The organism is Saccharopolyspora karakumensis, assembly GCF_004349225.1.
Taxonomy (GTDB): Bacteria; Actinomycetota; Actinomycetes; order Mycobacteriales; family Pseudonocardiaceae; genus Saccharopolyspora; species Saccharopolyspora endophytica.
Genome location: NZ_SMLA01000031.1, coordinates 45,328 through 58,525 on the forward strand (window position 1 = coordinate 45,328; position 13,198 = coordinate 58,525).

A 13,198-nucleotide genomic window follows, 5' to 3' on the forward strand; every position below is an offset into this window, starting at 1 on the left:
AATGATCAGAGGAGAAGACCGCCCCGCAGCGCACATCAACGACCGGCCGAAATTGAGTCGGTCGTCTCAGATGAATTCGGGGCGCTTGACACGGTGGCTAGAATTTCGCAATCAATGAGAACGCTTTGCCCTGATCAGGGCGTTGCGATTCAGCTCACCCCGAAATACCCGGAGGAGACGTGGCAAGGCGCGTTGGAAAGCTGCTCGTTCCCGTCACCGGCATGTCCGGCGTCACATACCCCGTGGGCACCACGGTGGTCACCCACGGCCGAGGATCCGCCGTCGACGCCTTCGTGAGCGGCGACTGGCTCCCGCTCGCGTGGTGGGAGTTCGCCGACACCGGCGACCACCAGCTGGACTCCTCCCGCTCCTGAGGAGGTAGCGGCGCACGGAATCCGCGAAGCCGCTCAGGTTCCGCCGCCGGCACCACCAGCAACGCCATTCCTCAACAGCTGCTAGCCGGGTTCGCCGCGACGCTTCCGGTGCAGCACCCAGATGAAGTCGGCCAGCGCGGCCACCGCGAGCACGACCAGGACCCAGGCGAACCACCCCAGCGGCGGAACGAGCACGAAGAGCCCGACCGCCGCCGCGGTGCAGAAGACGAGGCCGAACCCGGCCAGCCACAGCCGCAGCGTCAAGGCGCTCCGCGCGGCGGGCGCTCCCAGGTAGCGCACCCCGGGATCGTGGTAGCCGGGCAGTCCCCGCTCGTAGTCGCGCCGCTCACGTCTCCGCTCCATGCGCGAGGACTACCCAGCACACCTCCCCTGAACACCGGCAACGCCACCGTCCGGCTCAGGCGCCGGCCCGGCCGGGCTTGGTGATGGTGCCGTAGTCGAGCCCGCCGTGGCTGTGCGTGGGGACGACTGGCCACTGCCGCTTCCACGGGGCGCATTCCGACGACGGGATGATCTGCAGCCACCGCGGCGACTTCGGCGAGCAGGACGCCAGCGTCTTCTCCTTGACCATGGAGTCGTACTGGTCCAGGGAGTCTTCGAGCGTGTTGGCGTTGAGCACCACCTCGCGGCCGCAGAAGCGCGCCTGCTGCTTCACGCCGGGGATCTTGGACAGCTCGGGCTGCCAGCTGTCGGCGGCCATGCCGTTCTCCGAGGAGACCCAGACCCCGTCGGGGGTGTTGACCACGAGCGAGTGGTTGCCGTCGGTGTGCCCGGGCGTCCACAGCAGACTGACGCCGACACCGAGTTCCACGTCGCCGTCGATGATCTCGAGCTGCTCGGTCGAGACGCCTTCCATGCCGCGCTCGACGTACCAGGCCCACTGCATGGGGTGCATCGACTCGAAGGTGCCCAGCTCCTCGCGGTGCACCAGCAGCTTCGCGTGCGGGAACAGGGGCTCGCGCGGTGCCGGCTCGCCGGGGATCGGCGTGCTGCTGCCGAGGATCATGCGCACGTCCTGCACGTGCAGGTGGTCGAAGCTGAGGTAGTCGACGTCGGTGTTGCTCAGCCCCAGACCCGGCAGCACCGCGTCGGGGTCGTTGAAGTACTTGACGAAGAGCTTCTCGGCTCCCAGCTTCCGGCTCAGCGCCTGGAGCTTGTCGTAGAACGGCGCCTCGGCGGAGCCGGCGGCCACGGTCGGCTCCCACACCAGGGTCTTGAGCCTGCCGTCGAACCCCTCGAACTGGATGACGAACATCCGGTTGATGATGGAGATCATGGGGTTGACGTGCACCGAGTAGCCCTGGAAGGCGAACCGCGTCGGGTAGGGCGCCGCTGCGATGTCGATGCTCTTGATCGCGGAGACGTGTCCCTGGGTGAGGAAGCGCTCCCGGTAGCTCTCCGCGGCGGCGCGCACCGCCCGCAGCCGCTCGCCGCGCGGCCAGATGTCGTGAACGCCCTCGAACTCGGGAATCGGGCGGGTGATCTGGGCCTGTGGTGAGGTCGTCACGCCGTCCCCTCGCTGCCGGTGTCGGTCACGTGCTGGGCTTCGTAGCGGGCGCGGATCGCCTTGTTCGGCACGGCGGCGACCTGGTCGGGCACCAGGCGCCGGAGCACGAGGTCGCGAGCGCGCTGGGGCAGGAGGTTGACCCACCGCGTCAGCGGACCCACGTAGCCGGGCACGGTGACCTCGAAGCGCGGACGGCGGACGACCGCCACGACGGCGTCGCCGACCTCGCCAGGGTTGAGCAGCCGCGCCGCCCCGGCGGCGGTGCCCGCGGCGAGCTCGGTGTCGACCACGGCCGGCATGACCACCGACAGCTCGACACCGCTGCCGCGCAGCTCGGCGCGCACGCCCGCCAGGTAGCCGAACACGCCGTGCTTGGTGGCCGCGTACGTCGACTCCCCAGCCGGGGACAGCTTGGCCGCCGCCGAGGCGACCGTGACGATGTGGCCGCGCCCGCGGGCGCGCATCGCCGGCGCGGCCAGCTTCACGCCCCGGATCACCCCGTGGAGGTTGACCGCGAGCTGCCGCTCGGTGGCCGCCTCCGGTTCCTCGTCGAAGCGGCCGACCCACAGCACGCCGGCGTTGTTGACCAGCACGTCGATCGGACCCCACCGGTCCTCGACAGCGCCCAGGAACCCGCCGAACGAGGACGAATCGGTCACGTCGCAGCCGAAAGCCTCGACCGTGCCCGGAATTTCCCGCGCGGTGGCGTGCGCGGCGTCGAGGTCGCGATCGCCGATGGCCACGTGCGCTCCGCCCGCGGCGAGCCGTTCGGCGATCGCGCGCCCGATCCCCCGCGCCCCTCCGGTCACCGCGACGACCCGGCCCTGCAGTGAGTGCGCCATCCTCGTTCTCCGTTCCCCGATCTGACATGTATGTGTGTCAGAAATGCGATGGGTAGGATGCCACAGAAGCCGACCTGAGGAAAGAGCGATGACGCAGAACGCCGCGCCCCAGCAGCGACCGGGGCGCCGCTACTCCGGGCTCGACGCCTCCGAGCGGACCCGGCAACGCCGCGAGGCGCTGCTGGAGGCCGCGCTGGAGCTGTTCGCCTCCCAGGGCTACCCGGCGACCTCGGTCAAGCAGCTCTGCCGGCAGGCCGGGTTGACCGAGCGCTACTTCTACGAGTCCTTCCGCGACCGGCAAGCCTGCCTGGTGACGCTCTACGACGAGCTGATCGACCGGCTCCGCGCCGCCACCGTCGCCGCGCTCGACGACGAGCTCGAAGCCGACGCGGTGACCTGGCGCGGCCTCTCGGCGTTCGTGGAGCACCTGACCGCCGACACGCGCCGCGCCCGCGTGATCCTGCTGGAGGTCGTGGGGATCTCCGCCGAGCTGGAGGACCGCAGGCACGCGGTCCTGCGGGACTTCGCCGAGATCACCACCGCCGTGTGGCTGCGCTTCGACGACCAGTCCGCCCCGACCGATCGGCAGCGCCTGGCCGCCGTCGGCCTCGTCGGCGCGGTCAACCACCTGCTCGTCGACTGGCTCCACCGGGGGCAGCAGGAACAGCCGAACGACCTCGTCGAGACCTGCTCCACCCTCTTCGAAGGCGCCCGGAAACAGCTCGAGGCCTGACGCGGGCTCGCACCCCGGCACTCCGCAACGCCGCAGGTCATGCGCGGTGCGTCATGTGAGAGCATGGCGTCATCATGGAGGATCTGCTGCTCGACAACCCGGTCATCGCCAGCGTCAAGGACGATGCCGGGCTGGATGCCGCGCTCCGCTCGGAGTGCCCGGTCGTGTTCCTGCTCTACGGCTCGGTGCTCACCGTGTCGTCGCTGGTGGAACGGCTCAAGGACGCGGGAAAGACGGTCCTGGTCAACGTCGATCTCGTCGAGGGATTCGTCGCCAAGGAGATCGTCGTCCAGTTCGTGCGGGAGAAGACCGGCGCCGACGGCATCCTCAGCTCCAAGGCCGCGCTGGTCAAAGCCGCTCGCGCGCACGGGCTTCTGGGCGTGCACCGGCTCTTCCTGGTCGACTCGTTCTCCTACCACAACCTCGGCAGGCAGATCGCGATCTCCAAGCCCGACTACGTCGAGATCCTGCCCGGCTGCGTGCCTCGGGTGATCACCTGGCTGCGCGCGGACATCGACGTGCCGATCATCGCCGGCGGCCTGGTGTGCGACAAGGACGACGTGGTCGCCGCCCTCGGAGCGGGAGCGGCGGCCATCGCCTCCTCGAACACCGACGTCTGGGCGATGTGAGTCAGCCGAAGATCCGGGCGGACCGGCGGAACACCTCGTCGGTGTGCCGGGTGATGTCCCGGTAGACCTCGTGCTGTCGCGCGTAGAGCTCGTGGTTGGCCTGGTCGGGCCGGAACTCCTCGCCGAACGAGACCATCGCCGCCACCGCCTCGTCCACGCCGGAGAACCGCCCGAGACCAACCCCCGCGCACATCGCGGCGCCCAGCCCGGCTCCGTCGTTGACCGCCGTGCGGACCGCGGGAACGCCGAAGACGTCGGCGATGATGCCCATCATCACGTCGGCACCCGCTCCACCACCGGAGACGATCACCCGCTCGAAACCGGTGCCCAGCTCGTCGGCCATCGCGCCCGCCCGGTCGTACATCGTCAGCGCGATCGCCTCCAGCACCGAGCGGTAGAGGTGGAACCTCCCCTGCCGACCGTCGAACCCGAGGAACGCGCCCTTGCGGTGCGGCGCGTCGGTCGGTGCCAGCCAGTCCAGCACCGTCATGAGGCCGTCGCAGCCCGCGGCCACCTGCGCGGCACCCGCGTTGAGGTACTCCTCGGGGCTCAACCCGGCTCGCTGCGCGCCCCTCACGACTTCTTCGCCGAGCAGGTCCCGCAGCCAGCTCACGGTCCACATGCCGCGCCGGATGCCGTCGCTCTCGTAGAGGTACTCGTGCGCGACGCTGCCGAAGTTGGTCCAGAACCCCTTGGCACCGTGGATATTCCGCTCACCGACGGTCATGCTCGCGATGTAGGTGCCCAGCGAGATCAGCAGGTCACCGGATCCGCGCAGCCCGCACCCCAGCGCCTCGACGGCCTTGTCGTTGGCGGTGGCCACGACCGGTAGCCCGACGGGAAGCCCGGTGTGCTCGGCGGCCGCAGCGGTGACCCCGCCCAGGGTTTCGCCCGGCATGGCCAGTTCGAAGAGCATCTCCGGCGGGATGCCCACCAACTCCCGCACCTCCGGGTCCTTCGACCACTGCCAGGTGTCGGTGTCGATCGGCCACATGCCCTGGTAGTTCGCCGCGGTGTCCCGGAACTCGCCGGTCAGGCGGTGGGTGATGTAGCCCGAGGAGGTCGTGACGCGGGCGACCGGCTCGTCGGTGTGGACGTAGGGCCGGGAGACCCGCTCGTCCATCCAGCTCAGCACCGGCTGCGCGAGGGTTCCGTCGGCGCGCAGCAGCGCGCGGCAGAAGCGGATGGTGCACAGCCCGACACCCGCGATCTCGGCCGGATCGCCCGGGAAACCGGCCATCGCCTCGCGGCACGCGGCACCCACCGAGGACCACAGGTCGTCGTCGGGGTGCTCCACGACCCCAGGACTCGGGGTGTGGTTGGGGCGCAAGGCCTGCCGCCCCCGGCTGACGGGGTTGCCGCGCTCGTCGAAGATCGTCACCTTCGTGCTCTGCGACCCGTTGTCGATGCCGATCAGGTAAGCCGTCATCGCCTCTCCAAGCAAGATCTGTTCTCCCAGAGCGAGGGCCGGCCGCGCCGTTGCGGCCGCCCTGCCCGCTCAGTCCGCGGGGAAGATCGTCCCGCGGTTCATGATCCCGTGGGGATCGAAGGCTTCCTTGAGCCGGACCAGCATCTGGTAGGCGCTGCCGTGCTCCTGCTCCGTCCACTGCGCGCGGTACTTGCCGATGCCGTGGTGGTGCACCATCGAACCGCCGTGCCGCAGGGCCTCCTCGACGATGATGGCGTTGAGCGGCTTGTGGTACTTCTCGATCTCCTCGCGGGGTTCGCAGTTGATCTTGTAGTCGTAGACGAAGTACATGTTCGTGCCGGTCTGGTAGCTGTGCGAGGAGTGCCCGCCCAGCATCGTCAGGTCCGCGGCGTGCGGGTACTCGGTGCGGATGCGGTGCATCACCGCGTCGTAGATCGCGCCGACGCTGGACCAGTCGGCCGAGACCTCGGTGGTGTAGCCCAAGCGCTGCTCGGCGAGCATGGCGTCCTGCTCGGCCTTGATCTTGTCGGGTCCCCAGTTGAGGTTGTCGAACCAGGCCTGGACGAGCGCCGGGTCGACGGCGGTGTGCGGGTGCTGGGAGACGACGCGCTCGATCTCCGCGCTGGTGGCCTCCACGATCCCCTTCGGCCCCTCGGAGACGAACACCAGCACGCACTTGCCGTCGGCGAAGTGCGAGAAGTGCTGCGCGGCGTCCTCTTCGGAGTACACCCGCGCCACGGACGGCCGGAAGCCCTCGGTGATCACCTCGCGCAGGATCGACACACCGGTGTGCACGTCGTCGATCAGGTAGCCGTGGAAGCGGTTGTTCTCCGGCTGGTGCTTGAACACCTTGACGGTGACCTCGGTGACGAAGCACAGCGCGCCCTCGTTGCCGATCACGACGTGCCGGATGTCTGGTCCGGCCGCGCGGCGCGGGACGTTCTTGATCCGGCTGGCGGTGCCGTCCGGGAACACCGCCTCCAGACCGACCACCATGTCCTCGATGCCGCCGTAGAGGGTCGAGAACTGGCCGATCGAGCGCGTCGCCACGAGTCCGCCCATCTGCGCCAGCGGCTTGGACTGCGGTGAGTGCCCGGTCGTCAGGCCCTGCTCGCGGAGCGCGTCCTCCAGCACCTGCAGCGGGACCCCGCACTGGGCGGTGGCCTGCATGTTCTCCTCGTCGATGCGCACGATGGAGGCCATCTCGGAGCCGTCGAGCACGATGGTGCCCTCGACGCTGGTCTCCAGCCCGCCCTCGGTGCCGGTGCGTCCGGTGCGCGGCACCACGTTGATCCGGTGCTCGTCGGCGAAGGCCAGCACCTCGGCGACCTGCCGGGTGTCGGCGGCGCGCACGACCGCGCAGGGCAGCGGGCCGTCGAAGATGCCGTGGACCGCGGTGTACTTCTTGAACCGGTCCACGCTCGCCTCGCGCAGCACCTGCTCGTCGATCACCACCCGTTCCTCCCCCACGATCTCGCGCAGCCGCGCGACGATCTCGCCCTTCTCGAATGCCGGTGTTGCGGTCAAGGTTTCCTCCGTGTGGGTTGCCGGATGGGTCAGCGGGTGAGGTAGCCGCCGTCGACGGTGAGCACGTGCCCGTTGACGTAGTCGGAAGCGCGGGATGCCAGGAAGACGGTGGCGCCCATCAAGTCCGCGGCCTCGCCCCAGCGCCCGGCCGGGATGTGGTCCAGGACCCGCTGGTTGGCCTGGGCGTCGGCCCGGGTGCGCTCGGTGATCGCGGTGGCGAAGTAGCCGGGGGCGATGGCGTTGACCTGGATGCCGTGCTGGGCGAGCTCGTCGCAGTAGGCCTTGGTGAACCCGACGATGCCGTGCTTGGTCGCGGCGTAGGCCGGGGACCACTGGCCGCCGAGGAAGGAGAACAGCGACGCGATGTTGATGATCTTGCCGGAGCGCTGCTCGGTCATGAACCGGGCCGCCTCGCGGCCCAGCTCGAAGGGCGCGGTGAGGTTGACGTCGAGCATCGGGTCCCACTGCTCGCGGCCGAAGTCCTCCACCGACGCCATCCGGCAGATCCCGGCGGAGTTGACCAGCACGTCCACCGAGCCGAGCCGGGAGGCGCAGTCCTCGATCACCCGGCGAGGCGCCCCGTCCTCGGTGATGTCGACGTCGAGGAACTCCATCCGCCGGCCCTCGGCCTCGACGAGCTCGCGGGTGGTGCCGTCGTCGTCGAGCACGCTGGGGACGAACACGTCGGCGCCCGCCTTGGCCAGGGCCAGCGTGAACGCCTGCCCCAGACCGGTGTTGCCGCCCGTGATCACGGCGTTCTTGCCCGCGAGGGAGAACGCGTCGAGCGAGAAGTCGCGGATGTCCATGGATCGCCTTTCTCGAGCGTCAGGAGTGGTCACGCGGCCGGTGCGAGTTCGGGGCCGGTGGCCTCGCGCGCCCGTCGCGACCGCAGGATGATCGTGGTGAGCACCGCGCCGAGCACGCCGGCGGCCACCAGGAACAGGAACATCGAGTCGTACCCGCCACCGCGCTGGGGCACACCGGCGGCCGGGTCTCCGGTCCACCACGCGGCCAACGGCGGCAGGAACGCATCCGGGAGGTAGGCCAGCCCGGAGGCCAGGCCGATGACCCCGCCGCGCTGCCGCTCGGGGATGCCGACCTCGGCCACGCCGGCCCAGTAGACGCCGCGGCTGCAGAAGACCATCAGGCACAGCGCGAACATCAGCACCAGCGCCACCCACTTCAGCCCGGATTGCCTGGGCAGCAGCAGGAACGCCGCCGAGATGACCGCCGCGCCCACGAACATCCAGCGCAGGAACCCCGCCGTGGACCGGGTGATCTTGTCCACGCAGACCCCGCCGAGCGGACCTCCGATGAACTGGAACACGTAGGTGCGGGCCACGCCGATGGCGCCGATGAGCCCGGCGGCCATGCCGAACTCGTTCTCCAGCAGCGGCGAGAAGTAGCCGGGCGTGGTGTAGAAGCAGTACATCAGCATGATCGAACCGCCGAGCAGCCACGTGTAGCGGTTGCGCGCCGCGTCCAGCAGCTGCCGCAGGGTGAGCGCGCTGCTCCCGAGCGCGGCGAGCCGTTCGCGGTCGACCCGCACGACCCACCAGACCAGCCCGGCGAAGACGAAGGCCAGCACGCCGTAGATCCGGATCAGCGCCAGCACCCCGTCCGAGGGCACGACCGCCCGGGCGACGAGCACCGCCCCCACGCCGCCGATCAGCGTCGAGGTCACGCCGCGGACCGCCTCCAGGAAACCGAACAGCCTGCCCTGCTGCGAGGCGTCGCCGAGCATGCCGATGGCTTTGACCAGCGCCGACCAGTACAGCGCCATGCCGGTCACCGCCATCACCACGTGCGCCACGAGCACACCGGTGAAGCCCGGGGTGGTCGTGAGGTAGAGGTCGGCGGCACCTGTTCCGGCGAGCGCGGCCACGATCAGCGAGCGGGGTGAGAAGCGGTCGGCGAACCAGCCGCCGAAGAAGTACATCACCGCCGCGACGGCGCCGAAGACGGCCATCACGGTGCCGTACTCCTGGCCGGTGAGCCCGAGCGCGGTGTAGGTCGGTTCGAGGAACACGAACCGGATGTAGGCGACCTGGAAGATGATCCCCGCCGTCATCGACAGGATCAGGTAGCTCGCCCAGTCCCGGGCAGTTCTCATCGTGGCCACCTCGTCGTGGTGAGTGCTGGTGCTCGAAATCGGCGGGAGAGCCGTTTTCCGGGCATGAAAAAAGAGAACAGTCCCCCGGTGCGTGCACGGGTTACTGTTCTCTGCGTCTCTAGCAACCACTCGCGGCGAGCCGCGAGCGAATGTTCTGTTGTGCGACGGGGCTGCCCGTCGGGCCGGAACGTTAGCCAGACCGCTGGAAGCGTGTCAAGTCCCCGCGTGAGGCGACACACGAGCCCTCACGCGGGGAGACGGTCGGGAGCTGTCAGTAGCCGATGCTGCGGAGGTACTCGCGGGAGTCGCGCAGGCAGTCCATCGGGTCGCGGCCGTACTGGTCGTCCTGCTCGACGAAGAAGTACTCCGCCCCCGCCAGCTCGGCCGCGGGCAGCAGGTCCGGCCAGTTCATGTTGCCCGTGCCGACCTCCGCGAACTGCACGTTGGTGTTGAACAGGGTCATGAACTTCGCGCGGTCCTCGGGATCTCCCGAGGCGATGAGGTCCACCGCCTCCGGCGGCAGCGGCAGCACCCGGAAGTCCTTGACGTGAATCGTCTTGCACACGCCGGAGTACTGCCGGAGCATGTCCCGAGGGGCCATGCCGCCGCGCTGCACCCAGAACAGGTCGACTTCGAAGGCGACCGTCGCCGCCACCCTGCGGACGAGGTCGAAGATCCGCTCACCGTCGAACTGGGCGAGGTCGACGTGGTGGTTGTGGTAGAGCAGCGTGATGCCCTCGCCGGCCAGTCGCCGAGCCTGCTCCTCGCACTCGGCCGCCCACGCCTCGCAGGCGTCCTTGGACGCCATCGCCTCGTAGGGCATCATCCCGATCCGCACGTAGCGGGTGTTCAGGCGCGCGCAGTCGGCGACGATCTTGTCGAAGTCGGTCTCGAGGCTGTCGCCGGTGGCGAACGCGTTGCGCTTGAGCGCGACGGACAGCGCTCCGACGTCGAGCCCCAGTTCGGTGACGCCCTTTTCGAGGTCGGCGGTGTTGGCCTCGTCCATCGGGATCTGCGAGACCTCGACCGCGTCGTAGCCGAGGTCGCGCAGCTGCCGCAGGACCGGGAACATGCCCTGCTCCGCGACCTGCTGCTTGACCATCATCATCTGAACGCCGAGGACTGCCATGCGTTCTCCCATCGTTGTCGGGGCTTGCGAGGTCGGATCAGAAGGTCCCTGCTTCGACGGCGGCCGTGCGCTCGTCCTGCCTGGCGACGTCCTTCGGGTAGGTCTTGTAGAAGGCGAACCAGTACACCGCGTTGAGCAGGTACGGAACGGTCACGAGGTAGAGCATGACCTGGGTCAGGCCCAGCGTTTCGCCGAGGAATCCCATGGCCAGCGTCAGCAGCGCCGAAAGTCCGCCCTGGATCAGCGAGAACAGCACGGCGAAGGCCGTCGCGGACAGCTGCTTGGGGGCGACCGCGGAGACCATCGGCAGCACGCAGGCGGAGAAGCCGATCAGCATGATCAGGCCGAAGAGGAACATCACGACGTAGGCGACGATGCCCTTGCCCCAGTCGATCTGCAGCGCCACCACGGACATCCCGGCCACGGCGACCAGGTAGAGCTGCATCAGCGCGACCCGCCCCCTGTGGCCGAAGCGCCGGACGAACCAGTCCCCGAGGAAGCCGCCGAAGAAGGACGACAGCGCCATGCCGCCGGAGAACACCGAGTACAGCAGCGCGGCCGAGGGCACGCCCCAACCGCGGGCGTCGACCATGAAGGTCACGAAGTAGGTGAACAGCACGAGGCTGGTCACCAGCGGCAGCATTCCCCCGAGCAGCGCGATCGTGGGGATCTTGAACAGCTTCACGGCGTCGGCGAGGCGGAACCGGCCCACGTCGGGGTCTTCGGAGACGGCGGTGCGGCGCTCCGGTTCTCGGACGAAGACCAGGATGGCGAAGCCGGACAGCACGCTCAGCCCGCCCATCGCGAACATGCCGTAGCGCCACCCGTTGGGATCGTTGGCGAACAGGGCGATGGCCGGTCCGAGCCCCATCCCGATCAGCGATCCGAGGGAGCGGACCGTGCCGAAGGCGCGACCGCGCTGCTCGTCGTCGAAGAGATCGCTGAGCAGGCCGTTGGTGATCGGCTCGGAGGCGACGGTGCCGAGCACGCCGATGCTGTAGAGGATCAGCAGCGTCGTGAAGTTCGGCGCGAGTCCGGCCGCCGCGGTCCACGCGCCCCAGAGACCGGTGACGATGAACAGCACCTTCTTGCGGCCGAACCGGTCGGCGGCCATGGCCCACAGCGGTCCGGCGATCATGCGGGCGAACCGCGACAGGCTCGCCATGATGCCCAGGGCGCCGAGGCTGAGCCCGAAGGCGTCGCGGATCAGCGGGAAGAACGTGTTGATCAGGCTGTTCTCGGAGTTGTCGACCGCGCTGGCCGCCGCGAGGGAGCCGATCGCCTTGCCGCGGCCCTTCACGGGTGCCGAACCGGGTTCCTCCGGGGCCGCGGTGAGGTTGCCGGTGTTCGATCTGCCGGAGGAGTCGGAACCGTCCGCGTGGTTCACGCTCATCGGGTGTGTCCTTTCGCCGGGCGCTCGTCGTTGGGCGACCGCAGGTGCGAGAGCTGGGCGGCGGTGACGATCGGTGCTCACACATCGTCCAGCCCGAGGTGCACACCATTGCGACAGACGTCACAGCGGGACAGAAGCGGTTGCCAGTAGTTGCAGCCGAACCGGCTCTGACCTGCGCAACAGGACGCCCTGGCTCCGCCTGCGGCAGGCGGAGCCAGGGCGTCCTGTTGCGCAGGTCAGGCGCCTGCCGGGCGTTCGGGGAACTCGCCCTCCGAGCGGATGCGCTTGTTGAGCTCGGCGAGGTAGAGGTCCTCGTCGAAGTCGAGCGGGACCTCGTGGCCGAGCCAGCTCGACAGGTGGATCGCGTTGGCCAGCCGCACCCCGTTGACGCCCTCGCTGCCCGGCGCGAGCAGCGGCGTGCCGTCGAGGACGTTCGCCGCGAAGTTCTCCAGCACGCCGGAGTGCTGCGCGCCCCAAGCGGATTGGAACTCGATGACCTCCTGCGAGTAGTAGGTCGTCGGGTCCACCTCGCCCTTGAAGAGCTTGCGCACGTCGTCCATGCCCATGCGGTCGGACAGCGCGCGCTCGTCATCGACCAGGCGGGTGACGGTGGCGGTCTTCGAACCGTCCACGACGATCTTGCCGCGGTCGCCGAGGATCTCCAGCCGGTCGGTCCCGGCGAGGTCGTGGACGGCGGTGACGAAGGTGCCGGTGGCCCCACCGCCGTAGTCGACCACGGCCGTGACCTCGTCCTCCACGGCGATGTCGCGGCGGAAGCCGTAGGCGACCTTGGCGTACACCGACTTCGGCACGCCGCAAATCCACTGCCACAGGTCGAGCTGGTGCGGGGCCTGGTTGACCAGGACGCCACCGCCCTCACCGCCCCAGGTCGCGCGCCACGCCGACTGCTCGTAGTAGCCCTGCGGGCGCCACCAGGTGGTGATGATCCAGTTCGTCCGCCGGATCGCGCCGATCTCGCCGGCGTCCACGATCTGCTTGATGCGCTGGTAGAGCGGGTTGTTGCGCTGGTTGAACATGATCGCGAACGTCAGCTCGGGGTGCTGGGCCGCGCACTCGTTGAGCTCCGCGACCTGCTTGGTGTAGACCCCGGCGGGCTTCTCGACCAGCGCGTGGACGCCCGCCCGCAGCGCGTCGACCCCGATCTGCGGGTGCAGGTAGTGCGGCACCGTCGTCACGACGGCGTCCACCTCCCCCGCGGCCAGCAGCGACTCGTGGCCCTCGTGCACCGGCACGCCGTGCTCCGCGGCGGCCTCCCGCCTCGTGGCCTGGACGTCGGCGATGGCGCCGATCTCGACGTTGGGCACCAGGCCGTCCTCGATGAACTTCGCGTACGCCGAGCCCTGGGCCCCGAAACCGATGATCCCGAGCCGGACCTTCCTGGACATGGGCGTTTCTCCTTCGTCTCGCGAGCCGGTGGCCGCGCCTCCTGCCGAAGAGGTGCACTCGTGACTCTGCGCGCTCGTGACCGGTTCGGCCACGG

At 69.4% G+C, this 13,198-nt stretch carries 13 protein-coding genes; 3 read left to right on the forward strand and 10 right to left on the reverse strand.

Annotated elements, in window-relative coordinates; genetic code table 11:
* The first annotated feature begins 221 nt into the window (after nucleotides 1–221).
* Nucleotides 222–374 carry a hypothetical protein gene (locus E1202_RS31500; RefSeq protein ID WP_165943916.1) on the forward strand — a complete coding sequence of 51 codons (153 nt, stop codon included), beginning with the start codon at nucleotides 222–224 and terminating at the stop codon, nucleotides 372–374.
* A gap of 81 nt (nucleotides 375–455) precedes the next feature.
* Here E1202_RS31500 and E1202_RS19630 read toward each other — a convergent pair whose 3' ends face one another.
* The 3 genes from E1202_RS19630 to E1202_RS19640 are packed head-to-tail and all read right to left on the reverse strand — an operon-like array spanning nucleotide 456 to nucleotide 2,744.
* Entirely contained in the window at nucleotides 456–737 is a 282-nt protein-coding gene (locus E1202_RS19630; RefSeq protein WP_132684603.1) for a DUF6343 family protein, read from the reverse strand.
* Nucleotides 738–792: 55 nt separating this feature from the next.
* The gene (locus E1202_RS19635) at nucleotides 793–1,902 is read right to left on the reverse strand and encodes an MBL fold metallo-hydrolase (protein ID WP_132684604.1); all 1,110 of its coding nucleotides are present in this window, start codon (nucleotides 1,900–1,902) and stop codon (nucleotides 793–795) included.
* On the reverse strand, nucleotides 1,899–2,744 hold the full coding sequence (locus E1202_RS19640) for an SDR family oxidoreductase (RefSeq protein ID WP_132684605.1): 846 nt from the start codon (nucleotides 2,742–2,744) through the stop codon (nucleotides 1,899–1,901). Before E1202_RS19640 ends, E1202_RS19635 begins: the two co-directional genes overlap by 4 nt.
* An 88-nt stretch (nucleotides 2,745–2,832) precedes the next feature.
* Between E1202_RS19640 and E1202_RS19645 the strand changes: the two genes are divergently transcribed.
* Nucleotides 2,833–3,477, forward strand: coding sequence for a TetR/AcrR family transcriptional regulator (locus tag E1202_RS19645; protein WP_132684606.1), 645 nt, complete (start codon nucleotides 2,833–2,835; stop codon nucleotides 3,475–3,477).
* A gap of 74 nt (nucleotides 3,478–3,551) precedes the next feature.
* The gene (locus tag E1202_RS19650) at nucleotides 3,552–4,106 is read left to right on the forward strand and encodes a glycerol-3-phosphate responsive antiterminator (RefSeq protein ID WP_132684607.1); all 555 of its coding nucleotides are present in this window, start codon (nucleotides 3,552–3,554) and stop codon (nucleotides 4,104–4,106) included.
* Between the two features lies 1 nt (nucleotide 4,107).
* Here the strand turns inward: E1202_RS19650 and E1202_RS19655 are convergent, their stop codons facing one another.
* The 7 genes from E1202_RS19655 to E1202_RS19685 form a co-directional block, all read right to left on the reverse strand.
* Nucleotides 4,108–5,535, reverse strand: a complete 1,428-nt coding sequence (locus tag E1202_RS19655; protein WP_132684608.1) for an FGGY-family carbohydrate kinase — start codon at nucleotides 5,533–5,535, stop codon at nucleotides 4,108–4,110.
* 69 nt (nucleotides 5,536–5,604) lie between these two features.
* The gene (locus E1202_RS19660; RefSeq protein ID WP_132684609.1) at nucleotides 5,605–7,062 is read right to left on the reverse strand and encodes an FAD-binding oxidoreductase; all 1,458 of its coding nucleotides are present in this window, start codon (nucleotides 7,060–7,062) and stop codon (nucleotides 5,605–5,607) included.
* 29 nt (nucleotides 7,063–7,091) lie between these two features.
* Complete coding sequence (locus E1202_RS19665) at nucleotides 7,092–7,868, reverse strand: SDR family oxidoreductase (protein WP_132684610.1); 777 nt, start codon at nucleotides 7,866–7,868, stop codon at nucleotides 7,092–7,094.
* 29 nt (nucleotides 7,869–7,897) lie between these two features.
* Nucleotides 7,898–9,175 carry an MFS transporter gene (locus tag E1202_RS19670; RefSeq protein WP_132684611.1) on the reverse strand — a complete coding sequence of 426 codons (1,278 nt, stop codon included), beginning with the start codon at nucleotides 9,173–9,175 and terminating at the stop codon, nucleotides 7,898–7,900.
* A gap of 271 nt (nucleotides 9,176–9,446) precedes the next feature.
* Complete coding sequence (locus E1202_RS19675) at nucleotides 9,447–10,304, reverse strand: sugar phosphate isomerase/epimerase family protein (protein WP_132684612.1); 858 nt, start codon at nucleotides 10,302–10,304, stop codon at nucleotides 9,447–9,449.
* Nucleotides 10,305–10,341: 37 nt separating this feature from the next.
* Entirely contained in the window at nucleotides 10,342–11,697 is a 1,356-nt protein-coding gene (locus tag E1202_RS19680; RefSeq protein WP_132684613.1) for an MFS transporter, read from the reverse strand.
* Nucleotides 11,698–11,933: 236 nt separating this feature from the next.
* Complete coding sequence (locus tag E1202_RS19685) at nucleotides 11,934–13,103, reverse strand: Gfo/Idh/MocA family protein (protein ID WP_132684614.1); 1,170 nt, start codon at nucleotides 13,101–13,103, stop codon at nucleotides 11,934–11,936.
* Nucleotides 13,104–13,198 lie beyond the last annotated feature (95 nt).